Annotated in this window: 16 protein-coding genes and 1 pseudogene; 6 read left to right on the top strand and 11 right to left on the bottom strand. The window is 70.7% G+C overall.

From position 1 onward, the window contains the following. Nucleotides 1-154: 154 nt before the first annotated feature. On the top strand, nt 155-1,861 hold the full coding sequence (locus tag ACZLMO_RS12910; protein WP_425715821.1) for a DNA/RNA helicase domain-containing protein: 1,707 nt from the start codon (nt 155-157) through the stop codon (nt 1,859-1,861). A gap of 107 nt (nt 1,862-1,968) precedes the next feature. On the opposite strand, the gene ACZLMO_RS12905 is transcribed toward ACZLMO_RS12910, so the two are convergent. Together ACZLMO_RS12905 and ACZLMO_RS12900 are read right to left on the bottom strand one after the other, a co-directional pair. Continuing rightward, nucleotides 1,969-4,422 carry a GmrSD restriction endonuclease domain-containing protein gene (locus tag ACZLMO_RS12905; protein ID WP_425715820.1) on the bottom strand — a complete coding sequence of 818 codons (2,454 nt, stop codon included), beginning with the start codon at nt 4,420-4,422 and terminating at the stop codon, nt 1,969-1,971. 72 nt (nt 4,423-4,494) lie between these two features. After that, nucleotides 4,495-5,871, bottom strand: coding sequence for an MFS transporter (locus tag ACZLMO_RS12900; RefSeq protein ID WP_463654035.1), 1,377 nt, complete (start codon nt 5,869-5,871; stop codon nt 4,495-4,497). A gap of 404 nt (nt 5,872-6,275) precedes the next feature. Here ACZLMO_RS12900 and ACZLMO_RS12895 point away from each other — a divergent pair, with 404 nt between their 5' ends. Next, nucleotides 6,276-8,102, top strand: coding sequence for a DNA/RNA non-specific endonuclease (locus tag ACZLMO_RS12895; RefSeq protein WP_425715818.1), 1,827 nt, complete (start codon nt 6,276-6,278; stop codon nt 8,100-8,102). A gap of 61 nt (nt 8,103-8,163) precedes the next feature. On the opposite strand, the gene cimA is transcribed toward ACZLMO_RS12895, so the two are convergent. From cimA to ACZLMO_RS12865, 6 genes are all read right to left on the bottom strand, one after another. Continuing rightward, the gene (gene cimA / locus ACZLMO_RS12890; RefSeq protein ID WP_425715817.1) at nt 8,164-9,753 is read right to left on the bottom strand and encodes a citramalate synthase; all 1,590 of its coding nucleotides are present in this window, start codon (nt 9,751-9,753) and stop codon (nt 8,164-8,166) included. A gap of 16 nt (nt 9,754-9,769) precedes the next feature. Next, nucleotides 9,770-10,897, bottom strand: coding sequence for a branched-chain amino acid aminotransferase (locus ACZLMO_RS12885; RefSeq protein WP_425715844.1), 1,128 nt, complete (start codon nt 10,895-10,897; stop codon nt 9,770-9,772). A gap of 122 nt (nt 10,898-11,019) precedes the next feature. Beyond that, nucleotides 11,020-12,105 carry a 3-isopropylmalate dehydrogenase gene (locus ACZLMO_RS12880; RefSeq protein WP_425715816.1) on the bottom strand — a complete coding sequence of 362 codons (1,086 nt, stop codon included), beginning with the start codon at nt 12,103-12,105 and terminating at the stop codon, nt 11,020-11,022. Between the two features lie 120 nt (nt 12,106-12,225). Continuing rightward, entirely contained in the window at nt 12,226-13,254 is a 1,029-nt protein-coding gene (gene ilvC / locus ACZLMO_RS12875; RefSeq protein ID WP_425715815.1) for a ketol-acid reductoisomerase, read from the bottom strand. Between the two features lie 127 nt (nt 13,255-13,381). Continuing rightward, on the bottom strand, nt 13,382-13,906 hold the full coding sequence (ilvN, locus tag ACZLMO_RS12870) for an acetolactate synthase small subunit (RefSeq protein WP_425715814.1): 525 nt from the start codon (nt 13,904-13,906) through the stop codon (nt 13,382-13,384). Between the two features lie 10 nt (nt 13,907-13,916). Further along, nucleotides 13,917-15,965: an acetolactate synthase large subunit gene (locus tag ACZLMO_RS12865; RefSeq protein ID WP_425715813.1), complete on the bottom strand. Its 2,049-nt coding sequence runs from the start codon at nt 15,963-15,965 to the stop codon at nt 13,917-13,919. A gap of 358 nt (nt 15,966-16,323) precedes the next feature. Here ACZLMO_RS12865 and ACZLMO_RS12860 point away from each other — a divergent pair, with 358 nt between their 5' ends. Genes ACZLMO_RS12860 through ACZLMO_RS12850 form a run of 3 tightly spaced genes read left to right on the top strand, consistent with a single transcriptional unit; the run spans nt 16,324 to nt 17,827 of the window. Next, nucleotides 16,324-16,668, top strand: a complete 345-nt coding sequence (locus ACZLMO_RS12860) for an ArsR/SmtB family transcription factor (protein ID WP_463653983.1) — start codon at nt 16,324-16,326, stop codon at nt 16,666-16,668. Continuing rightward, complete coding sequence (locus ACZLMO_RS12855; protein ID WP_425715925.1) at nt 16,665-17,309, top strand: dihydrofolate reductase family protein; 645 nt, start codon at nt 16,665-16,667, stop codon at nt 17,307-17,309. Before ACZLMO_RS12860 ends, ACZLMO_RS12855 begins: the two co-directional genes overlap by 4 nt. Before the next feature lie 11 nt (nt 17,310-17,320). Beyond that, nucleotides 17,321-17,827 (top strand): SRPBCC domain-containing protein, encoded by a 507-nt coding sequence (locus ACZLMO_RS12850; RefSeq protein WP_425715926.1) that lies wholly within the window; start codon nt 17,321-17,323, stop codon nt 17,825-17,827. Between the two features lie 105 nt (nt 17,828-17,932). On the opposite strand, the gene ACZLMO_RS12845 is transcribed toward ACZLMO_RS12850, so the two are convergent. The 3 genes and pseudogenes from ACZLMO_RS12845 to ACZLMO_RS12835 form a co-directional block, all read right to left on the bottom strand. Beyond that, nucleotides 17,933-19,357, bottom strand: a complete 1,425-nt coding sequence (locus tag ACZLMO_RS12845; RefSeq protein ID WP_425715927.1) for a hypothetical protein — start codon at nt 19,355-19,357, stop codon at nt 17,933-17,935. 211 nt (nt 19,358-19,568) lie between these two features. Then, complete coding sequence (gene ilvD / locus ACZLMO_RS12840) at nt 19,569-21,272, bottom strand: dihydroxy-acid dehydratase (RefSeq protein ID WP_425715928.1); 1,704 nt, start codon at nt 21,270-21,272, stop codon at nt 19,569-19,571. 104 nt (nt 21,273-21,376) lie between these two features. Next, nucleotides 21,377-21,754, bottom strand: a pseudogene (locus ACZLMO_RS12835) (fumarylacetoacetate hydrolase family protein); the annotation flags it as partial. Between the two features lie 132 nt (nt 21,755-21,886). On the opposite strand from ACZLMO_RS12835, the gene ACZLMO_RS12830 reads away from it, so the two are divergent. Then, nucleotides 21,887-23,194, top strand: coding sequence for an ISL3 family transposase (locus ACZLMO_RS12830; RefSeq protein ID WP_425713489.1), 1,308 nt, complete (start codon nt 21,887-21,889; stop codon nt 23,192-23,194). Nucleotides 23,195-23,200: the final 6 nt, after the last annotated feature.

The raw sequence follows: 23,200 nt of genomic DNA, 5'->3' as shown, positions 1-23,200 counted from the left end.
GCCCGACGAGCGGAAGCGGCCCGGACAGTCACGTACACGTAGAAGCACCGACGGGTCAGAATGGTTAGCCTCGAGACGAACCACGACGACAGGCCGATTCATCGACACCCGAGCTTTCGGCATGCGATCGGGCCATGGAAGGAGCTGACGACCGATGCCGACCTGGTCGATCGAGTCGTTCCCCTTCGACGAAGGGTCCGTGACCAGCTGGGCCGGCCAGGATCCACGGCATCGCAACTGGCCGGTCGTCTACAGCATCAGCGGCACGGGGTCCGTCTACGTCGGTGAGACCGGTAACGCCGCCGGCCGTATGCGCCAGCATCTGTCGACACGGGACGGGCTCGACACCGCCAACGTCATCGTCGACGACACGTTCAACCGGTCGGCATGCCTCGACCTGGAGTCGACTCTTATCAGGCTCTTCAGCGGCGACGGCCAGTTCGAGGTGCTCAACCGCAACGACGGGATCGTCGACGCCGAGTACTACGACCGCGGCCGGTATCAGCTGCTGTTCGACGAGATCTTCGAGTCACTGCGCGAATCCGGGTACTTCACCCGGTCGATTCCCGAGATCGTCAACAGCGACCTCTTCAAGCTGTCGCCGTTCAAGGCGCTGAGCAACGACCAGGCGATCGTCGTCGAGAGCATTCTCGACGGGCTCTTCGAGGACCTCTCGAACGACGCCGACAGCCGAAGCCTTGTCGAAGGACACCCCGGCACCGGGAAGACGATCGTCGCGATCTTCCTCGTCAAGCTGCTCGTCGACATCGCGCTCTCCGACGACGAGGAGCAGATCTCGTCGGACTCGTTCCTCGCCGAGTACTTCACGCCCGGCCACCGTGAGCTTCTCGCGGACTTCCGAGTCGGACTCGTCGTCCCGCAGCAGTCGCTCCGACACTCGGTGCAGAACGTGTTCAGGCGGACGCCCGGGCTCGAGCCGGGCATGGTGCTCACGCCGTTCGAGGTCGGACGGAGCACCGACACCTTCGAACTCCTGATCGTCGACGAGGCTCACCGACTCACCATCTACTCGGCCCAGGCGATGGGAACGATGACGAAGGCCTACAGAGAGATCAGCCAGGAGCTGTTCGGGGAGGACTGGCAGGCAAAGACGCAGCTCGACTGGATCACCGCGAGGAGCAGGCACCAGATCCTGCTCGTCGACACCGGGCAGAGAGTCCGTCCCGCCGACATTCCCGAACAGACGCTGGCGGCACTGCAGGACGACGCGCACCGTGACGGCCGTCGTTACACCCTCACCTCGCAGATGCGAGTCAGGGCCGACGCCGACTACGTCGGATACATCCGTCGGGTCCTGGCCGGCTCTCAGCCGGGACGACAGGAGTTCGGCGAGTACGAGCTCGAGCTCTTCGACGACTTCGATGCGATGTACGAACGCATTCGCACGCAGAACGAGGAGTACGGGCTGTCGCGCCTCGTCGCCGGCTACGCATGGAGGTGGGTGAGCAGGCGCGACAACGCCGCCCACGACATCGAGCTCGGCAGCCACAAGCTCGCCTGGAACCGCGCAACACGGGACTGGATCAACTCACCAGGCTCGATCGGCGAAGTCGGATCGATCCACACCGTCCAGGGATACGACCTCAACTACGCGGGCGTGATCATCGGGAACGACCTGCGTCTCGACCCGCTCAGCGGACGAGTCGTCGCCGACCGCTCCTCGTACTTCGACGCCAAGGGCAAGGCCAACAACAACCTGCTCGGCATCACCTACTCCGACGACGACATTCTCGGGCTCATCCGAAACATCTACGGCGTGCTCCTGACCCGAGGGATTCGCGGGACCTACGTCTACGTCTGCGACGCACCGCTGCGCGAGTACCTGCGCCGGTTCTTCTGACGCCCCCGCACCTCACACGATCGCGGTCCCGTCCTCCCGCCGGTCCCGCAGGTCCTTCACGGCCACGGCCAGCGCGGCGAGCAGCATTTCGAGCCCCGTGCCATCCATCAGGCGTCGTCGTCGGACTCCTCGCGCTCAAGATGCGTCATGAACCAGGTCAGGCTCTCTGCAATCACGTCGAATGCGGCGGCATCCGCCAGCACCTCGACCGAGAAGCCGGGCCTGGGCCGGTCCAGCAGGTCCACTCCGGGCGCGCCGTTCAGTCGCTCTCTGAGCTCGTCCCGCAACAGCACGTCATCGAACGGCGGTCGACTCTCGAGATATTGGAAGACCACTTCAACCTTTCCGCTGGGGTACAGCGCGAACGGCCAGACCGAACCATCTGCGCCCTGAGCGTTGAAGAACGCCGTGACCTCCGAGGCTCGGCCCCAATCCATCTCGCCACCGATCGTTTCCCAGTGAGCGATCAGCCGGTGGACAGCGTCCACAATATCGGGCCCCTGGTACGAGCTGAGTTGTCTCTCGAACTGTTCAGGTCGCAGTTGGGGCACCGAAAGGCCAGACAGTTCGGCAAGGTCGATCGCCCTCAGGCGATCAGCCTCCAGGGCGCGCCCATCCTGACCGAACAACACCCCTTCAGCCCGCAGCACGTCGTGCGGGTCGTCCGTGCGCTGTGGATCGATCCACCTGAACCCGGACGCGACCCGCCCGTCTGCGGTCAGGACGCGGTGAGCGTTGGCCGTGGGGACGCGAGCGAGCCGCTGACCGACGGGAACAGGGTGCGTACCCGCAACGATGGCGACGTCTCCGTACGAGGTCCATCTACCGGCTGGAATCTCGGCCAGAATCTCGGCGACCGTCAGCCAGAGTTCCTCCGACGATCCGTCATCGACAAGCGCCTCGACCGGTCCCGGCCAGATCTCGATGATCGCATCAGCAATAGCCGACGCCCGCCGCTCGATCTCGTTCGGGCCCCACGTCTCGTGAGCGCCGATCAACTGATTCAGACGCAGCCCGCTGCGCGCGAGCTCGACCCGTTTGCGCGCGAACTCATCGTTGCTGAGTTCGCTGTTGTACCCGGTGAGAGTGAGGTTGCCGATCGCGTGCACCTTCGATTCGTGGAAGGCATGAATCTCCTCGACGCTGAGCCACTGCGACAGGTCTGCACGCCACTCGTCGGACAACGACTGAGGCATGACGTGCTCGATCGAGAGGCGTTTCATGTCGACCGGCTCCTTGGAGCCGAACGACTCCTCCAACCACTCGAGGATGAGTCGCTTGTGCAGCCCACGTCCCTGCCAGTAGTAGGGAACTGCATGCACCGCCTCGCGGACCTCGCGATCCGTCCCGTAGTACTTGCGACCACGTGACAGGAACTCACGAAGCCCGGCAGCGACATCATCTGCGGCGACGACTGCCTGGACGGCCTGGAGGAGAGTCCGGTTCAGACTGGCGGTTGCACGCCCGATGACGATCCGGCGCACGAGGTAGCTCTCGAGGATCCGAAGCGCGTCGGCTACCTCTTCTGCCGTCGACGTCCCGTCGGCGCGGCGAGACAGCAGCTGGAGCATGACGGGGAACGCAGTCTTCGTACCCCAGGTCCACAGCCGTTCGAGCCGCACCCGCACTCGTGGGTCCTTCTCTCGATCAGGCTCGAGAATGAGGACGAGCAGCTCCCCGAGCGCGGCGATGCGTCGCACCTCCAGCTCGATCTGCTCCGTCTCGACCATCACGTCGAGACGCCTCTGCTGCTTGTCGTAGGTCTCCGACTGCTTGACGCGCTCGTCACGCTGGACGGAATCGAGCCAGAACAGCAGCTCGATGTTGTCGGACGACAGCAGTCTCTCGAGCGGGAGCCATACCGACTGGTAAACGGAGTCACCGCTGTCGCCAAGCCGCATGAACAGGTAGTTCTTGAGCAGGTCAGCCTGGGTCAGCTGCAGACCGGTGTTGTTGAGCGACTCGAAGATCCGATGGACGTTGTCACCCTGCTGAGCGGTGACCGAGACAAGTGACAGGCCGGCAAGAACTGCATTCTCGATGCCCTCAACCTGATCGGCAGGAACCGAGCTGAGGACCGATCTGAAGTACCGGTACGCGGCCCCCACATGGTCCGTGCCGCCCGCGCTCGGGGCGGCACGGATGACCGCGAGATAGGCGTCCCTGTCCGCCTGGGTCGGGAGAAACTTCGTCGGTGTGCCCTTGTCCCAGACGTTGACGAGGTACTGCGAGTTGAGTCGGTCGAAATGCTCGCGACCGGTGTGCTCCGACTGATGGTCCCGCAGTGCCGCCAGCAGCAGGGTCAACGTGGTCAGTCGCTGCTGACCGTCGACGACAAGGAACTGCTGCACGCCCACCGGTCCGGCTGCCGGGCTCGTCGCCAGGACGAGCGACCCGATGAAGTGCGTGGCCGCCGGGTCGGTCCGACGAGTCTCCTCGAGCTCGACGATGTCGGACCACAACTTGGTGAGTTGTCTAGGCCCCCATTCGTACCGCCGCTGGAAGAGCGGGACGACGTACTGCTTCTTGCCCTCGAAGATGCTCTGGAGGTTGGCCTCCAATGCCGTAACCACTGATGTGTCCCCCGAACGTGTGAGCGTGTCGTCCACCCTATGCGGACGGGGCCCCACACCTCAGACCATCGCTGTGCCGTCCTCCCGCCGGTCCCGCAGGTCCTTCACGGCCACGGCCAGCGCGGCGAGCAGCACCACGGCGATGACCCCGAACCCGAGCGACGCGGCCGTGGGCCAGTCCGTCGCCTCCAGCGTGCCGAACACGGCCGCGGTGATGACGGCGATGCCGATCGAGGTGCCGATCCGCTGCCCGGTCTGCATGACCGCCCCCGAGCTCCCGGCGTACGCGAGCGGGACCTCGGCGAGCGTGAGGGTCTGGTTGGGGCTGACCACACACCCCTGCGCGGCGCCGATGAAAGAGAGGGACAGCAGGAGCCACCAGACGCTCAGCCCCGCCGACGCGTGCAGCTGGACCACGACGATGCTCAGCACGAGGCCCACCAGCCCCATGAGCAGCCCGCCGATCACCAGCTTGCGGCCGTAGGTGAGCACCCGCTTGCCGGCCCAGTTGGCCCCGAACGCGGACAGCACCGCCGACGGCAGCCCGATGACGCCGGCCTCCATCGCGGAGCGGCCGTCGCCCTGCTGCATGTACAGCGCGACGAGCACCCACACGCTCGTCATCCCGAGGAAGTAGAGCGTGATCATCAGGGACCCGTTGGTGAAGCTGCGGGTGCGGAAGATGGCGAGGTCGACCATCGGGCTCCGCCCGGAGCGCGCGTACCGCTTCTCCCACCACACCCAGGCGACGACGAGCAGGACACCCGCCGGCACCAGCAGCCACAGCGCGGCCGACCCGCGCCCCTCCATGAACGGGAAGAGGATGGCGAGGACCGCGGCGCCGAGCAGCAGCGCGCCGACGGGGTCGAGGGAGCGTTCTGCGCGCGTGGCGGGATCGGCCCGGCGCAGCGACCGGATGAGGGGCCGCGGGAACCACCGCAGCCCGAGGGCGATCGTCACGAGCCCCACCGGCACGTTGACGAGGAAGGTGAGGCGCCAGCCCAGGTCGGTCCCGCCGGCGCTGATGAGGACCCCGCCGAGGACCGGTCCGATCGCGACCGACACCCCGACCGCGGCGCCGAAGTAGCCGAAGGCCCTCGCCCGCTCGGCGCCCCGGAAGTATTGCTGGATCATCCCGACGCCCTGCGGGTTGACGAGCCCGGAGCCGACCCCCTGCGCGAACCGCGAGACGTTGAGCCACTCGGCGTTCGGCGCGAGGCTCGAGGTGATCGAGAAGACGGTGAAGATCGCCATCCCGACGAGGAAGATCCCGCCGCGCCCCATGACGTCGCCGGCCCGGCCGGCCGCCACGAGCACTACGCCAAACGTCAGCGCGTAGCCGGACAGCACCCACTGGAGGTCGGACTGCGAGGCGCCGAGGCCCTCCTGCATCGACGGGAGCGCCACGTTGACGATGCTCACCGAGATGAGGGCCATGAAGATGGCCCCGAGGGTGACCACGAGGATCCGCCAGCGCGCAGGGTCCGGGGTGTCGGGCGACCGGTTCGGATCGTTCTCGGCCTGCACCGACGAGCTCCTCCCTCCGAGGCGTGGGCACCTGCCGCACGCCACTCCCCGACGACGAACACCCCGCGTCGACCCGCCGAGCCTACGTCGGCGCCCGCTCGATCACCCCTCGACGTTCACTTCCGGTCGGCGCCGTCACGCACGAGGTGCGACCGAGCACCGCGCAGGCAGGACAGGGCCTACAGGCAGGACGTGATGGGCGACGGGCCGAGGTGCCGACCGTCGAACCCGGGCGACGCGCGCACTCGCGCGGTCCACCTGGCATTCGCCGCCCGATCACCCGAGATCCATGTCGGCGGTTCAGGCTCGAGGGTATGGACACCTCGGACCGGCAGCAGCTGACGAACTGGATCCGCCGTCACGGGCCCGACTACCTCGCCGACCCGAACATCACCTCGGTCGGTATCGGCTACAAGGAGACCGGCGGGGAGCGCACGGACGAAATCTCGCTCCAGTTCACCGTGACGCGGAAGGTCCCGCTCACCGAGCTCGAGGCGCTCGGTACGCGGGCGATCCCCGAGACGATCGAGGCCGAGCGGATCTCCGTCCCCACCGACGTTCTCCAGCGCGGCTTCCGGCTCTCCTACGAGATCGTGCCCGAGGCATTCGACGACGCGCGCCGGAGGCGCGTCGATCCGCTGGTGCCGGGCGTGAGCGTGTCCCACCCTCGGGTCTCGGCCGGCACCGCGGGGGCGATCGTCCACGACCGGCACACCGGGGAGCCGGTGCTGCTGTCGAACTGGCACGTCCTGCACGGTCCGGACGGCGCGATCGGCGACGCCGCGCTGCAGCCGGGCACCCACGACGACAACCGCGCCACCGACAACCGGTTCGGCCGCCTGCTCCGGTCGCACCTGGGTGCTGCGGGGGACGCGGCGATCGCGACGATCGACAACCGCGGTGCCGACCCGACGATCCTCGAGCTGGACATCGTGCCGGACCAGATCGGCGACCCGGACCTCGGCGACCAGGTGGTCAAGTCCGGACGCACGACGGGCGTCAGCCACGGGCAGGTGTCGCGGATCGAGACCCTGGTGTCGATCGACTACGGCGACGGGACCGGCGAGCAGCAGATCGGCTGCTTCGAGATCGAGCCGGACCCGCGCCGCTCCGGCACCTCCGACCGGCTCAGCGACGGGGGCGACTCCGGCGCCGTCTGGATGCTCAAGGCGGGCAACGGGCACACCTCGACGGTGATGGGCGGGCTCCACTTCGCCGGGTCCGACTCCGCCGAGGGGGAACGCGCCCTGGCCTGCTACGCCTCCTCGGTGCGAGACAAGCTCGAGTTCTCCCTGTCCGCGGAGGTCGCGGACGAGTCCGCCACGGCCGAGGCCACAGGCGGAGGATTCGACGAGGAGTTCCTTTCCCTCCCGGTCGCGGTCCCCGAGCTCGGGAAGGATCTCGCGTCCGACGCCGTCGAGGTCGACGGCTCCCCGGTCGTCCCCTACACCCACTTCAGCCTGACCCAGTCCCGGAGCCGCCGGCTGGCCCGGTGGGTCGCCTGGAACGTCGACGGCACCGGCCTGCGGCGGCTCAGTCGCGACGGGATCGAGTTCCGCTACGACGAGCGGATCGACGAGGAGTTCCAGGCGGGTGACGACCTCTACGGGGCGAACGACCTCGACCGCGGCCACATCGCGCGTCGCTCGGACCTGCTCTGGGGACCGCGCGGCGAGGCGCAGCGCGCCAACGAGGACTCGTTCAGCTTCACCAACATCGCCCCGCAGATGAACACCTTCAACCAGTCCGGCCTCGCGGGCGTCTGGGGCAAGCTCGAGGACGCGCTCTTCGACCGGGTCGAGGTCGAGGACCTGCGGATCGCCGTGGTCGCAGGACCGGTGTTCAAGGAGTCCGACCGCGAGTACCGCGGCTTCCAGGTCCCCCGCGAGTTCTACAAGATCATCTACTACGTGGTCGGCGGCGAGCTGCGGGCACAGTCCTTCCTGCTCTCGCAGGACCTGTCCGACCTCGAGGTGCTCGACCTCTCCGAGTTCGCGACGTACCAGGTGGCGCGCGCCGAGCTCGAGGAGCGGACAGGGCTGACGTTCGCCGCAGCCGCGGCCGGTGACGGTCCCGACGGGTCGGGTCCGGAGGCGGAGCGCAGCCGCGCGCTGGGGTCGGTGGACCAGATCGCCTGGTGAGGGCCTCCCGCACGCGGCGAACGCCCTCGGCGAACCGCACTCTCGATGACAGCGGGCCGAGCTAGCGCGGCGCGACCTCCGCGTGCACGAGGCCCCAGACGAACGAGTCGACGAGCGCCTCCCAGGACGCCTCGACGACGTCGGTCCCGACCCCCACCGTCGACCACGAGCGCACGCCGTCCGAGGACCGCACGAGCACGCGGATCGAGGCGTCGGTTCCCTGCTGGGAGTCGAGGATGCGCACCATGTAGTCGACGAGCGCGAACTCCTCGATCTCCGGGTAGGTGTCCACGAGCGCCTCGCGCAGCGCGTGGTCGAGCGCGTTGACGGGGCCGTTGCCCTCGCCGGTGCGGACGATCCTCCCCTGCCCGGTGCGGAGCTTGACGGTGGCCTCGGCCTCGGTCCGGCCGCGGCCGTCCAGCGAGGTCACCTGCGCACGCCAGGACTCGACGTCGAAGTACGCGCCTGCTCCGCCCTCGCCGAGCTCCTCGCGCAGGAGCAGCTCGAAGGAGGCGTCGGCGGCGTCGTAGGTGTAGCCGCGCGCCTCGGCCGCCTTCACGCGCTCGGTGACGCGGGTGAGCAGCTCGCCCCGGCCCGAGAGGTCGAACCCGAGCTCGCGGCCCTTGAGCTCGATCGAGGCCCGCCCGGCCATGTCGGACACGATCATCCGCATGTCGTTGCCGACGGCCGCCGGGTCGGTGTGCTGGTAGAGGTCCGGGTCCACGCGGATCGCCGAGGCGTGCAGCCCGGCCTTGTGGGCGAACGAGCTGTGGCCCACGTAGGGCTGGCGCGAGAAGGCGGGGATGTTCGTCAGCTCGGCGATCTGGTGGCTGATGCGGGTGGCCTCGCGCAGACGGTCGGGCCCGATCGTCTCAAGCCCGCGCTTGAGCTCGAGGTTGGCGATGACCGCCACGAGGTCGGCGTTGCCGGTGCGCTCGCCGTAGCCGTTGACGCAGCCCTGGACGTGGGTCGCCCCGGCGTCGACCGCCGCGATCGAGGACGCGACGGCGGTGCCGGCGTCGTTGTGCGTGTGGATCCCGATCCGGCCGTCCACGCCCGCGCGGACCTCGGCGACGATCCGCCCGACCTCGTCGGGCAGGGTGCCGCCGTTGGTGTCGCACAGGACGGCGGACGTCGCGCCGGCCGCGAGCGCGGTGGCGGCGACCTCGCGCGCGTACCCCGGGTCGTGCCGGTAGCCGTCGAAGAAGTGCTCGAGGTCCACGTGCACCTCGCGCCCGAGCCCCACGAGATGGGTGACGGTGTCCCGCACCATCCGCAGGTTCTCCTCGGGCGTGGTACGCAGCGCGCGCTCGACGTGCCGCGAGTCCGACTTGGCCACGAGCGTGAGCACGCCGGCGCCGGAGTCGACCAGCGCCTGGACCTGGGCGTCCTCGGCGGCCGGAACGCCGGGTTTCGCCGTCGACCCGAAGGCCGCGAGCCGCGCGCGGGTGAGCGTCAGCTCCTTCTCGGCGAGCTGGAAGAACTCCGTGTCGCGCGGGATGGCGCCGGGCCAGCCGCCCTCGATGTAGTCGACGCCGAGCTCGTCGAGCAGGGCGGCGATCGCCATCTTGTCCGCGACGGTGAGGTTGATGCCCTCCTGCTGGGCGCCGTCGCGCAGGGTGGTGTCGTAGACGTGCAGCTCGCTGGTCATCGTGCCTCCCGCCGGCTCAGACGAGCCGGTACATCCACTCGTGCGCGTCCGCCGCGCGGCCGTACTGGATGTCGGTGAGCTCGGCGTGCAGGGAGCGGGTGACCGGCCCCGGCCGACCGTCGCCGACGGTGACGTCGAAGTCCTCCCCCGCGAGCCGGCCGATCGGGGTGACGACGGCGGCGGTCCCGCAGGCGAACACCTCGGCGACGGCGCCGGAGCGGATGTCCGCGAGCAGGTCGGCGAGCGCGATCGGCTCCTGGCGCACCTCGCGGCCGGACTCGGCCAGCAGGGTGAGCAGCGAGTCCCGGGTGCCGCCCTCGAGGATCGTCCCCGTGAGCCCGGGGGTGCGGACGGTGCCGTCGGAGTCGACGACGACGAGGTTCATCCCGCCGAGCTCGTCCACGTAGGTGTTCGTCGAGGCGTCGAGGAACAGGACCTGCTCGAAGCCCTTCTCGTAGGCCTCGGCCTGCGGGAGCAGGGACGCGGCGTAGTTCCCGCCGGTCTTCGTGTCCCCCATCCCGCCGGCGCCGGCGCGGTGGTAGGTCGAGGAGACCCAGATCCCGACCGGCTCGAAGCCGTTGACGAAGTACGGCCCCACGGGCGAGGCGATGAGCAGGTACTCGACCTGCCGCCCGGCCCGCACGCCGAGGAACGGCTCGGAGGAGAACATGAACGGTCGCAGGTACAGCGAGGCGCCCTCGTCGCCGGGCACCCAGCGCTCGTCGTGCGCGAGCAGCGCGGCGAGGGAGGCGATCATGTCCTCGGCGGGCAGCTCGGGCAGCGCGAGGCGGCGGGCGGAGTGGGCGAGCCGAGCGGCGTTGAAGCCGGGCCGGAACGTGCGCACGGAGCCGTCGGCCCAGCGGTAGGCCTTGAGCCCCTCGAAGACCTCCTGCCCGTAGTGCAGGACGGACGCGGCCGGCGAGAGCTGGAGCGGGCCGTAGGGCTCGAGGCGCAGCGGCCCCCACCCGGAGTCGTGCGTCCAGGTCGCGCGGACCATGTGGTCGGTGAAGGCGGTGCCGAACGCGAGGTTCCCCATGACGTCCGCGTACGCGGCGTCGTCGGCGGGGTGGTCGCTGCGCTCCCCCGTCACGCGAGCGGCGAGCTCACCGGCGGGCGGCAGGGCGGCGGAGTCCAGGCCCGGCATCTCGAGACCGTGGCCCCGGCCGGGCAGGGGAAGGCCACCGGGCGTCGTGGCGTCGCCGGGCTCGCCGGCGGTCACCTGGGCGTCCCCGACCTCCTGGCCGACGGCGATGGGCGTCTCGTCGCTCATCGCTCGGCCCCGGTCGTGGCCGTGGCGTCGGCCGTCAGCGAGACGGCGGCGGCGATCGCGTCGCCGACCTCGCTGGTCGATCGCGGGGCGCTCCCCCGGGCGGCGAGGTCGGCCTCGACAGCGGCATCGATCCGCGCGGCCGCCGCCTCCTCGCCGACGTGGGTGAGCATGAGCGCGGCGGACAGGATCGCGGCCGTCGGGTCGGCCTTCCCGGTCCCGGCGATGTCCGGGGCGGAGCCGTGGACGGGCTCGAACATCGACGCCGACGTGCGGTCGGGGTTGACGTTGCCGGACGCCGCGAGCCCGATCCCGCCGGTGACGGCGGCGACGAGGTCGGTGACGATGTCGCCGAACAGGTTGTCGGTGACGATGACGTCGAACCGCGCCGGGTCGGTGACGAGGTAGATCATCGTGGCGTCGACGTGGGCGTAGTCGACCGTGACCTCGGGGTGCTCGGCCGCGACGGCGTCGACCGTGCGCCGCCACAGGTGGCCGGCGTGGACGAGGACGTTGTGCTTGTGCACGAGCGTGAGCTTCTTGCGCGGGCGGGCCTGGGCACGGGCGAAGGCGTCGCGGACCACGCGCTCGACACCGAAGGCGGTGTTGACGGAGACCTCGGTGGCGAGCTCGTTCGGGGTGCCCACGCGCAGCGCGCCGCCGTTGCCGACGTAGGGGCCCTCGGTGCCCTCGCGGACGACGACGAGGTCGATCGCACCGGGGTCGGCGAGCGGCGTGCCGACGCCGGGCAGGAGCTTGGCGGGGCGCAGGTTGACGTAGTGGTCGAGCTCGAAGCGCAGGCGCAGCAGGAGGCCGCGCTCGAGGACGCCGGAGGGGACGCTCGGGTCGCCGACGGCGCCGAGCAGGATCGCGTCGTGCTCGCGCAGGGCCGCGACCTCGTCGTCGGTGATCGTCTCGCCGGTGCGGTGCCAGCGCTCGGCGCCCAGCTCGTAGGGCGTCTCCCTGAGGGTGACGCCCGTGCCGTCCAGCGCGGCGCGCGCGACCTTGAGGGCCTCGGCCACCACCTCCGGGCCGATCCCGTCGCCACCGATGACGCCCAGGTCGATCTCGCGCTGCTCGCTCACAGTTGTCCTCTCCACATTCGTGCGGGCCTCGCGGCCCCGATGATCATGACGGGCCGCCCCGGCCCGGCCCACCACGCGAGGTGGCGGGCCGGGCCGGGGCGAGCTCCGGCGTCGGGCAGGTCAGCGACCGACCTGGCCCTGCGTGTAGTCCGCGTCCCGGGTCTCGACCCAGGAGAACAGGTTGCGCAGCTCGAGGCCCGTGGCCTCGATCGGGTGCTGCTCGCCCTTCTTGCGCAGCGCGGCGAACTCCGGGCCGCCCTGGTCCTGGTCGGCGATGAAGCGCTCGGCGAAGGCACCCGACTGGATGTCCGCGAGGACCGCCACCATGTTCTCCTTGACCTGCGGCGTGATGACGCGCGGGCCCGAGACGTAGTCGCCGTACTCGGCCGTGTCGGAGACCGACCAGCGCTGCTTGGCGATGCCGCCCTCGTACATGAGGTCGACGATGAGCTTGAGCTCGTGGAGGACTTCGAAGTAGGCGATCTCCGGCTGGTAGCCGGCCTCGGTGAGGACCTCGAAGCCGTACTGCGCGAGCTGGCTGACGCCACCGCAGAGCACGGTCTGCTCGCCGAACAGGTCGGACTCGGTCTCCTCGGTGAACGTGGTCTTGATGCCGCCGGCGCGCAGGCCGCCGATCGCCTTCGCGTAGGAGGCGGCGATGTCCCAGGCCTGGCTCGAGGCGTCCTGCTCGACCGCGAGGAGCACCGGCACGCCGCGCCCGTCCTCGTACTGGCGACGCACCGTGTGGCCCGGGCCCTTCGGCGCGACCATGGCGATGTCGTGGCCCGCGGAGGGCTGGATGAGGTCGTAGCGGATGTTGAAGCCGTGGGCGAAGAAGATCGCGGCGTCGTCCTTGAGGTTCGGCTCGACCTCCTCGGAGAAGATCTTCCGCTGGTGCTGGTCCGGGGCGAGGATCATGACGACGTCGGCGCCGGAGACGGCCTCGCCGACCGTCGCGACCGCGAGGCCCTGCTCCTCGGCCTTGGCGCGCGAGGACGAACCCTCGCGCAGACCGACGACGACCTCGACGCCGGAGTCCCGCAGGTTGAGCGCGTGCGCGTGCCCCTGGCTGCCGTAGCCGATGACGGCCACCTTCTTGGACTGGATGATCGACAGATCGGCGTCGTCGTCGTAGTACAGCTCGGCCACGAGGGCCCTCCTTCGTTGTGTGCTGCTGGGCTTCGTTCGATGGTGCGTTCGTGCGTGCCGCCGGCGCCGGCCGGCGGGGTGCGCGGTGGGCCGGTGGCTCCCGCGCGGGTGAGGTGGCCGCCCGCCGTCAGGCGGAACGGACGCGGTCGAGCGTGCGGTCCGTGAGCGAGCGGGAGCCGCGCGCCAGCGCGACCGACCCCGACTGCACGATCTCACGGATGCCGTACGGCCCCAGCGCGGTGAGCAGGGCCTCGAGCTTGGCGTCGCCGCCCGTGGCCTCGATCGTCACGGCCTCCGGCGCCACGTCCACCACGTGGGCGCGGAAGAGCTCGACCACCTGGAGGACCGCGGTGCGCGACTCGTCGTCGGCCCGGACCTTGACGAGCAGGAGCTCCCGCTCGACCGTGTTGCCCGGGTCCAGCTCGACGATCTTCAGCACGTTGATCAGCTTGTTCAGCTGCTTGGTGACCTGCTCGAGCGGCAGCTCGGCGGCGTCGACCACGACCGTGATGCGGGAGACGTCCTCGCGCTCGGTCGGGCCGACCGCGAGCGAGTGGATGTTGAACGCCCGCCGGGCGAACAGGGCCGTGACCCGCGTGAGGACGCCGGGCTTGTTCTCGACCAGAACGGACAGCGTGTGCCTGGTGCTCATGTCCTTCCCCTCAGTCCTCGTGCTCGAAGTCGGGCGTGAGCCCGCGCGCGTACTGGATCTCGTCGTTGGAGACGCCCGAGGCCACCATCGGCCACACCATGGCGTCCCTGCTGACGACGAAGTCGATGACGACCGGGCGGTCGTTGATCGACATGGCCTTCTCGATCGCGGCGTCGATCTCCTCGACCTTGGTCACGCGGATCGCCACGCAGCCGTAGGCGTCGGCGAGCTTGACGAAGTCCGGGATGTGCACCGTGTCGTGCCCGGTGTGCAGGTCGGTGCTCGAGTACCGGCTCTCGTAGAACAGGGTCTGCCACTGGCGGACCATGCCGAGCGAGGAGTTGTTGATGATCGCGACCTTGATCGGGATCTGGTCGAGCACGCAGGTGGCGAGCTCCTGGTTGGTCATCTGGAAGCAGCCGTCGCCGTCGATCGCCCAGACGGGCGTGTCCGGCAGCGCGGCCTTCGCGCCCATCGCGGCCGGGATCGCGTAGCCCATCGTGCCCAGGCCGCCGGAGTTGAGGAAGGTGCGCGGCTTCTCGTAGCTGATGAACTGCGCCGCCCACATCTGGTGCTGGCCCACGCCCGCCGCGTACACGGCGTCCGGGCCGGCGAGCTCGCCGAGGCGCGAGATGACGTGCTGCGGCGCGAGCTGGCCGTCGTTCGTCGGGGCCCAGCCCAGCGGGTAGCGGCTGCGCAGGTCGCTCAGCTGCGCCCACCACGCGTCGAGCTCGGGCTCGCCGTGCTGGGCCTGCGCGTCTCGCAGCGCCGACGCGAGCGCCGGGATCGTCTCCGACAGGTCGCCGACGATGGGCACGTCCGCGTGACGGTTCTTCGAGATCTCCGCCGGGTCGACGTCCGCATGGATGACCTTGGCGAGCGGCGCGAAGCTGTCGAGCCGGCCGGTCACGCGGTCGTCGAACCGGGCGCCGAGCGCGACGACGAGGTCCGCCTTCTGCAGCGCGGCCACCGCAGCGACGGTCCCGTGCATGCCGGGCATCCCGACGTTGTTCGGGTGCGAGTCCGGAAACGCGCCGCGCGCCATGAGCGTGGTGACGACGGCCGCGTTCGAGACCTCGACGAGCTCGGCGAGCGCGTCGGTGGACTGCGAGCGAATGACGCCGCCGCCCACGTAGAGGACGGGGCGCGACGCCGACGCGATGAGGCGGGCCGCCTCCTTGACCTGACGGCCGTGCGGCTTGACGGTCGGCTTGTAGCCGGGCAGGTCCATCGCCGGCGGCCACACGAAGTCCGACTCCGCCTGCTGGGCGGACTTCGCGACGTCGACGAGCACGGGGCCCGGCCGGCCGGTCGCCGCGAGGTGGAACGCCTCGGCGATGCGCGCGGGGATCTCGTCCGGGTCGGTGACGAGGAAGGAGTGCTTGGTCAGCGGCATGGTGGCGCCGACGATGTCCGCCTCCTGGAAGGCGTCCGTGCCGATCGCCGCCGCGCCCACCTGGCCGGTGATCGCGACGATCGGGACGGAGTCCATGTTCGCGTCGGCGATGGCGGTGATGAGGTTCGTGGCGCCCGGGCCCGACGTCGCGATGCACACGCCGGTCTTGCCGGTGGCGGCCGCGTAGCCGACGGCCGCGTGGCCGGCGCCCTGCTCGTGGCGGACGAGGATGTGGCGGACCTTGTCCGACTGGAACAGCGGGTCGTAGGTCGGCAGGATCGCGCCGCCCGGGATCCCGAAGATCGTGTCGACGCCGAGCTCCTCGAGCGCACGGACGATGTTGCGGGCACCCGTGGACGGCTCGACGATCTGGGCCTCCTCCGCGACGGCCTCGATGCGACCGCCCCGCAGGACGACTCCCGTGCCGCCCGTCCCGCCGTGCGCGAGCGTGCGCTCCGCGACGGCGGCCGTGGCGAGGATGTCGGCCTCGACCGGGTCGATGCCGGGCGTGGGGCCGCGGCGGGCCGGGGCTGCGCCGTTGGAACCGGAGTCGCCCGCGAGTACGGCGTCGTCGGTCCCGGTCCTGGCAGCGTCGACGACGGGGCGTGCGGCCTCGTCGTCGGGCGCGGTACGGCCCGGCGCGCTGTGCGACGTGCTCGTCATGGTCCCTCCTTCGCCTGTCCGGCCCGCGGGGCCGGTTCGTCCGCGACCCGGGTCCGGGTCATCGGGGTGGTGCTGGACATGCAAAAGCCCCTCGACCCGATGGGTGTCGAGGGGCGCGGCCGGACCAGCTCTCAACGAGGGTCGGCCGCGCGGCCGACTACGAGAATGCTGATCCGAGGCATGCATGCACTGTACGCCCGCGCGCGAAGGGGAAGCCACCCGTCTCGCATCGTGGTTCACGTTCCCACTCTGCGAGACAATTCATTCGCCGAGATTGCGGTTCGTCGTCGTCGAGATTGCGGTTGGGAGCGCCCGTCACCCCTTGACTCCCTCACGTCCACCCCCAACACTTAGGTATATGCCGAAGTATCTGGCGGAGCTCGACGCGGTGATCCGCGCGCTCGCCGACCCGACCAGACGCGCCGTCGTCGAGCGCCTTGCGAGCTCGCCCGCCGTCGTGTCCGAGCTCGCCGCCCCCTTCGACATGTCGCTGCCCTCGTTCATGCAGCACCTCGGCATCCTCGAGAGCGCGGGCGTCGTCGCCACGGAGAAGCAGGGCCGCGTCCGCACGGTCAGCCTCCGCCCCGGCGGGCTCGACGTCCTCCACCTCTGGCTCGGCGAGCAGCGCACACCCGCCGAGCACCGGGCCGACCGGCTCGGCATCCACCTCGTGCGCACCCACCAGGACAGGAGCACGCCATGACTCGCGTCCGAGTCGACCTCAACATCTCCCTCGACGGATTCGCCACCACCACCGACCAGACGCCGGAGAAGCCGTTCGGCGAGGACTGGGAGCGACTGACCGCCGCCTACGTCGCCACCCGGACGATGCGCCGGAAGGTCCTCGGGATCACCGATGGCTCCGGCACCACGGGCGTGGACGAGGACTTCGCCGCCCGCTACTTCGAGGGGATCGGCGCCGAGATCATGGGCGCCGGCATGTTCGGGCTGCACGCCCACCCCGACGACCCCGACTGGACGGGCTGGTGGGGCGACACTCCCCCGTTCGGCTGCCCGGTCCATGTCCTCACGCACACCCCACGTGCCCCGATCGAGATGAACGGCGGGACCACGTTCCACTTCCTCGACGCCTCGCCGCAGGAGGCGCTCGAGGTCGCGGCCGCCGACGCCCGCGGCAAGGACGTGCGGGTCGGCGGCGGCGCACGCACCGTCCACGACTTCCTCACCGCGGGCCTCGTCGACGACCTGCACCTCGCCGTCGTGCCGATCGTCCTCGGCCGCGGGTTCCGGATCTGGGACGACCTGCGCGGCCTGGAGAACGACCACCGGGTCGCCTCGGTCGCCGCGCCCAGCGGCACCACCCACCTCACCTTCACGCGATAAGGAGCACCACCATGTCGACGACGACAGGCCGCACGATCGCCCACGCCGGCTTCACCCTCGTGCGGGACTACCCGGTCCCGGTCGAGAGCACGTGGGCCGCGTTCGCGGACGGCGAGCAGAAGAGGCAGTGGTTCGGCGACAGCGACGACTGGAGCACCGGCGAGTGGCGCCACGACTTCCGGGTCGGCGGCCGGGACGTCGCGGAGGGGACCTTCCACGACGGCCCGCACTCGAGGTACGAGGCCGAGTACACGAGCATCGTCGAGCACGTCCGCATCGTCACCACCTACAACATGTGGATCGACGGACGGCACATCTCCACCTCGGTGGCGACCATCGAGCTGGAGCCGACCGCGAACGGGACCCGCCTCACGCACACCGAGCACGGCGCCCACCTCGACGGGTTCGACACCGGCGCGCAGCGCGAGACCGGGACCGACGAGCTGCTCGACCGCCTCGCCGCGTTCCTCGCCCCGGGTCAGGACACCTCGGTGAGCGTCCCGTCCTCGACCGAGTAGACGAAGCCGCGCACGCTGTTGACGTGCACGTCGCCCCCTCACTCGCTAGGCAGACATCCACACGCCCCAGGCGGAACCGCGCTCACCCCCCAGATCGGGTTCCGCTCACTCCCCGCGGCCGAGGGCGCGGGCGACCGCGCGGCGCGCGTCGGAGGCGGCCGGCACGAACCGCGCCCCCTCGACCACGTCGAGGGCGGCCGTGGTGGCGACGCCGGTGACCACGAGCGCGCCGACGATCTCGGCCGCGGGGACCCCGGCGGCGAACGCCGCGGTGGCGACGGCGGCGAGCCCGAAGCCGACCACCACGATCCCCACCCCGCGCAGCGTCCCGAGCGCGTCGGCCGAGGCGGACTCGGAGGCACCGACCGCGTCGAGCGCGGCGCGGACGTCGGCCGGAAGTGCGTCGCGGTCCGGCTCGGCGGCACCGGACCCGGCACCAGCGCCGGACCCGCGGACCGCCCGGGGACGGGCCGCCTGCAGCGCCTCGTCGTCGACGGGGTCGAGGGTGTCCGCGACGGCGTCCTCCCCCGGCTCCGGCTCGTGGTCGCGTCCCTCGTGCACGACGTGCGCGTCGACGCGCATCACCTCGTCGTCCACGGCCGGCGGCGCGAGCGCCTCGGCGAGCGAGGTCGTCAGCTCGTGCCGCGCCCGACGCTCCTCACGGACGGCGCGCGAGGCCGGGACCGCGGTGGCGGCAGCGGCCGCGCCGAGCATGATGAGCGGGGCCGCGGCCACGAGGGCGAGGCTGCGGTGGACGAGCGTCAGCGCCACCGCGGCTCCGGCGAGCAGGACGACGAGCGGGACGAGCCGCGCGTGCAGGTGCGCGTTGGCGTCGCGGACCGCGCGCACGGAGTGGGCGCCGAGGCGCGAGACCGCGGCCGGGTGCTCCGCGTGGTTCTCGACGACCCCGGTGAGGAGCTGGTTCGCGTACCGGCGGGCGACCCGGTCGGACAGCGTGTGGTCGAGCCAGCGCGCCACGCCGATGAGCGCGATCGCGCCGAGCCCGACGAGGACGGTGCCCGCGAACGCCCGCGTCGAACCGGCGTCGGCCAGGTCGGTCACGACGGGGGCGACGAGGACGAGCGCGCCCGCCGAGAGGAGGCCCGCGGCGAGAAGCCCGAGCAGGTGGAGCATCCGGGACCCGGCGAACACGCCCGGCAGCGACGCCTTCGACCGTGCGTCACGCACGCCGTCCGACGCCTGCGACCGGTCGGTCCGCACGACCTCCGCCCGCGCATCCGGGCGCGTGACGGCGCGATCGCGGAACGGCACGAGGTCGGCCCGCTCGTCGTCGTGCCCGTGGTTCTCGTGCCCGTGGTCCTCGTCCTCGACGGGAGCGGCAGGCGTGGCAGCCACCGGGTCGGCGGTCGCCGAGGTGGCGCCCACGGGGCGCGCCGCCACCGGGATGGGGGCGGTCGCGGGCTCCTCCTCGACGGTGCGCAGGGGTCGCGTACCGGCGTCCGACGGCGCATACCGGGCAGCGATGCGGGCGGCCGCGGAACGGGTCGGGCGTGCGGGGGAATCGGTCATGGCTCTGCGTCCTCACGGCTGCCGGGCATCTCCCGGCTCTGGCTCGAGGTTAGGCACCCGGCCGGACCGCGAGGGTGAGTCCGCGGTGACAGCGTTCTCACGAGAGTCCCCGACGACGACGCCGCACCGTCCAGCGGGGACCGCCCGGCGGGACCGACCGCTGCCCGGGCCACCCGAACCTGCACCGCCGTCACCCCCGCACCGCCCCGGGCTACTCGAGGATCGCGCCGCGCGAGGCGGACTGGACGAGCTTCTGGTACTTGCCGAGCACACCCGTGGTGAAGCGCGGGGCGACGGGCTCCCAGGAGGCGCGGCGGCGCTCGAGCTCGTCGTCGTCGACCAGGAGGTCGAGGGTGCCGGTGCCGACGTCGAGGCGGATCCGGTCGCCGTTCTCGACGAACGCGATCGGCCCGCCGTCGGAGGCCTCGGGCGCGACGTGCCCGACGCACAGGCCCGTGGTCCCGCCGGAGAACCGGCCGTCGGTCATGAGCAGGACGGACTTGCCGAGGCCGGCGCCCTTGATCGCGCCGGTGATGGCGAGCATCTCGCGCATGCCGGGGCCGCCCTTGGGCCCCTCGTACCGGATGACGACGACGTCGCCGTCCGTGATCGTGCCGTCCGCGAGGGCGTCCATCGCGTGCCGCTCCCGCTCGAACACGCGCGCGGTGCCCTCGAAGACGTCGGACTCGAAGCCGGCGGACTTGACGACCGCACCCTCCGGGGCGAGCGAGCCGTGGAGGATCGTGATTCCGCCGCGCTTGGCGATCGGGTCGTTCATGTAGTGGATGATCTTGCCGTCCGGGTCCGGGGGCGAGAGCTCCTCGAGGTTCTCGGCGATCGTCTTCCCGGTGACCGTCATGCAGTCCCGGTTGAGCATGCCGGCCTCGTCGAGCGCCTTGAGGACGACGGGCACGCCGCCGACCTTGTCGATGTCGTTCATGACGTACTTCCCGAACGGCTTGACGTCGCCGAGGTGCGGGACGTTGGCGCTCATCCGCTCGAAGTCGGCGAGGGTGAGGTCGACGTCGGCCTCGTGCGCGATGGCGAGCAGGTGGAGCACGGCGTTGGTCGAGCCGCCGAAGGCCATGACCACGGCGATCGCGTTCTCGAACGCCTCCTTGGTCATGATGTCCCGCGCGGTGATCCCCTGCCGGAGCAGCTCGACGACGGCCTCACCCGCGGCGAACGCAGAGGTGTCGCGGCGGCGGTCGACGGCGGGCGGCGCAGCCGAGCCCGGGAGGGACATGCCCATGGCCTCGGCCACCGACGCCATGGTGTTGGCCGTGTAGAAACCGCCGCAGGCACCCTCGCCCGGGCAGATCGCCTTCTCGATGGCCGTGACGTCCTCGCGGGACATGAGGCCGCGCGCGCAGGCGCCGACCGCCTCGTACGCGTCGATGATCGTCACCTCGCGCTCCTCGCCGGTGGAGAGGCGGGCGTAGCCGGGCATGATCGAGCCGGCGTAGACGTACACGCTGGCGAGGTCGAGACGCGCGGCGGCCATGAGCATGCCGGGCTCGGACTTGTCGCAGCCGGCGAGCAGGACCGAGCCGTCGAGGCGTTCGGCCATCATCACGGTCTCGACCGAGTCGGCGATGACGTCGCGCGAGACGAGTGAGTAGTGCATGCCCTCGTGGCCCATCGAGATGCCGTCGGACACGGAGATCGTGCCGAACTCGAGGGGGTAGCCCCCGTTCGCGTGGACGCCCTCCTTCGCCTTCTTCGCGAGGCGGTCGAGAGACAGGTTGCAGGGGGTGATCTCGTTCCACGAGCTGGCCACCCCGATCTGGGGCTTGGCGAAGTCGTCGTCGCCGAGACCGACGGCGCGCAGCATGCCGCGCGCGGCGGTGGCCTCGATGCCGTCCGTGACCTGACGTGAGCGTGGCTTGATGTCGGGCGTGGCGTCGGTGCTCATGCTCGCGAGTCTAGGACCCGGGACACCAAGGGCGCGGGCCGGCGCCGTCGCCAGAGTGCGCTTCACGTACCAGGGACGGACCTGGCGCCGTCCCGGGGGCCGAGCTATCCGGACACGGCCCTCACGGGGTTCGTCAGCGACCCGAGACCGCCCACCGACACCGTCACCGAGTCGCCGTCGACAAGCGGGCCGACTCCGGCGGGAGTCCCCGTCATGAGGATGTCCCCGCGTTCAAGTCCCATGAATCGACTGACGTACTCGATGAGGAATGAGATGTCGAAGATGAGGTCGCGAGTCCGGCCACTCTGCCTCGTCTCACCCGACACGGTGCAGCTGACCTCGATGTCGGACGGATCCAGGTCGGTGTCGATCCACGGACCGACGGGGCAGAACGTGTCAAAGCCCTTTCCTCTTGTCCATTGGCCGCCCGGATCGGACTTCTGGATGTCGCGCGCGGTGACGTCGTTGCCGCACGTGTAACCGGCTCTTCCGGATTGAGGGTGTAGACGGCCTGGCGCGGTGGTGAGCGAGGTGCCGGCGTGTCAGCGTCCAGATAGGGGTCGAGGTCTTCCGATGATGGGGGTTCTCACGCCACCCACCGGGAAGACCTCGACGTGCCTGACGCTACCTTCGCCCGCCCTGATCTGACCACGTTCGCTCGTCTGGACGAGCTCGGCTTGGAGGTCGTCGGCCAGCGCATCGAGCCTGGTCGGGCGGTCCTGGCCTGCAGGGTCGTCGAACCGGACAGCTGGTGCCGGCGGTGCGGGTGCGAGGGCGTCGCGCGGGACACCGTCACGCGCGAGCTCGCTCACGAGCCTTTGGGGTGGCGTCCCACGACGCTGGAGGTGAGGGTGCGTCGGTACCGGTGCACGGGCTGCGGGCACGTGTGGCGTCAGGACACGACCGCCGCGGCCGAGCCGCGCGCTCGGCTCTCCCGCCGCGGGTTGCGGTGGGCGCTGGAAGGGATCGTGTGCCAGCACTTGAGTGTCGCTCGTGTCGCCGAGGGGCTGGGGGTCTCGTGGAACACCGCCAACGCCGCGGTCCTGACCGAAGGACGCCGCGTCCTCATCGATGATCCGACCCGGTTCGACGGCGTCAGCGCCATCGGTGTCGACGAGCATGTCTGGCGCCACACCCGCCGCGGCGACAGGTTCGTGACCGTGATCATCGACCTCACCGCTGTTCGCGAGGGGACCGGCCCGTCCCGGCTGCTGGACATGGTCGAGGGCCGCTCGAAACACGCCTTCAAGCAGTGGCTCGCGGGCCGGCCGCAGGACTGGCGCGACGGGGTCGAGATCGTCGCGATGGACGGCTTCACCGGGTTCAAGACCGCCGCCGCCGAAGAGCTGCCCGACGCGGTCGCCATCATGGATCCTTTTCACGTGGTCCGCCTCGCTGGCGACGCGCTCGATGACTGCCGGCGCCGTGTCCAGCAGGACACCTGCGGGCACCGGGGCCGCAAGGGCGATCCGCTCTACGCCGCCCGCCGGACCCTGCACACCGGCGCCGACCTGCTCACCGAGAAGCAGTCCCAGCGCCTGGAGGGCCTGTTCGACGGCGACACCCACGTAGCGGTCGAGGCCGCCTGGGCCGTCTACCAGCGCATGATCGCCGCCTACCGCGTCCCCGACCGCGCACATGGTCGCCAGCTCATGGCCCAGCTCATCGCCTCCGTCAGCTCCACCGTGCCAGCCGCCCTGACCGAGCTGCGCAAGCTGGGCAGGACCCTGAAGCGCCGCGCCGCCGACGTGCTCGCCTACTTCGACCGGCCCGGCACGTCCAACGGCCCCACCGAGGCCATGAACGGCAGGCTCGAGCACCTGCGCGGCTCGGCCCTCGGCTTCCGCAACCTGACCAATTACATCGCCCGATCACTACTCGAGACGGGCGGATTCCGACCCCAACTACACCCTCGAATGTGAAGAGCC

The organism is Georgenia sp. G2120, assembly GCF_055326485.1.
The sequence above is the reverse complement of the archived record's forward strand: the minus strand, read 5'-3'. Positions and strand labels throughout refer to the sequence as shown.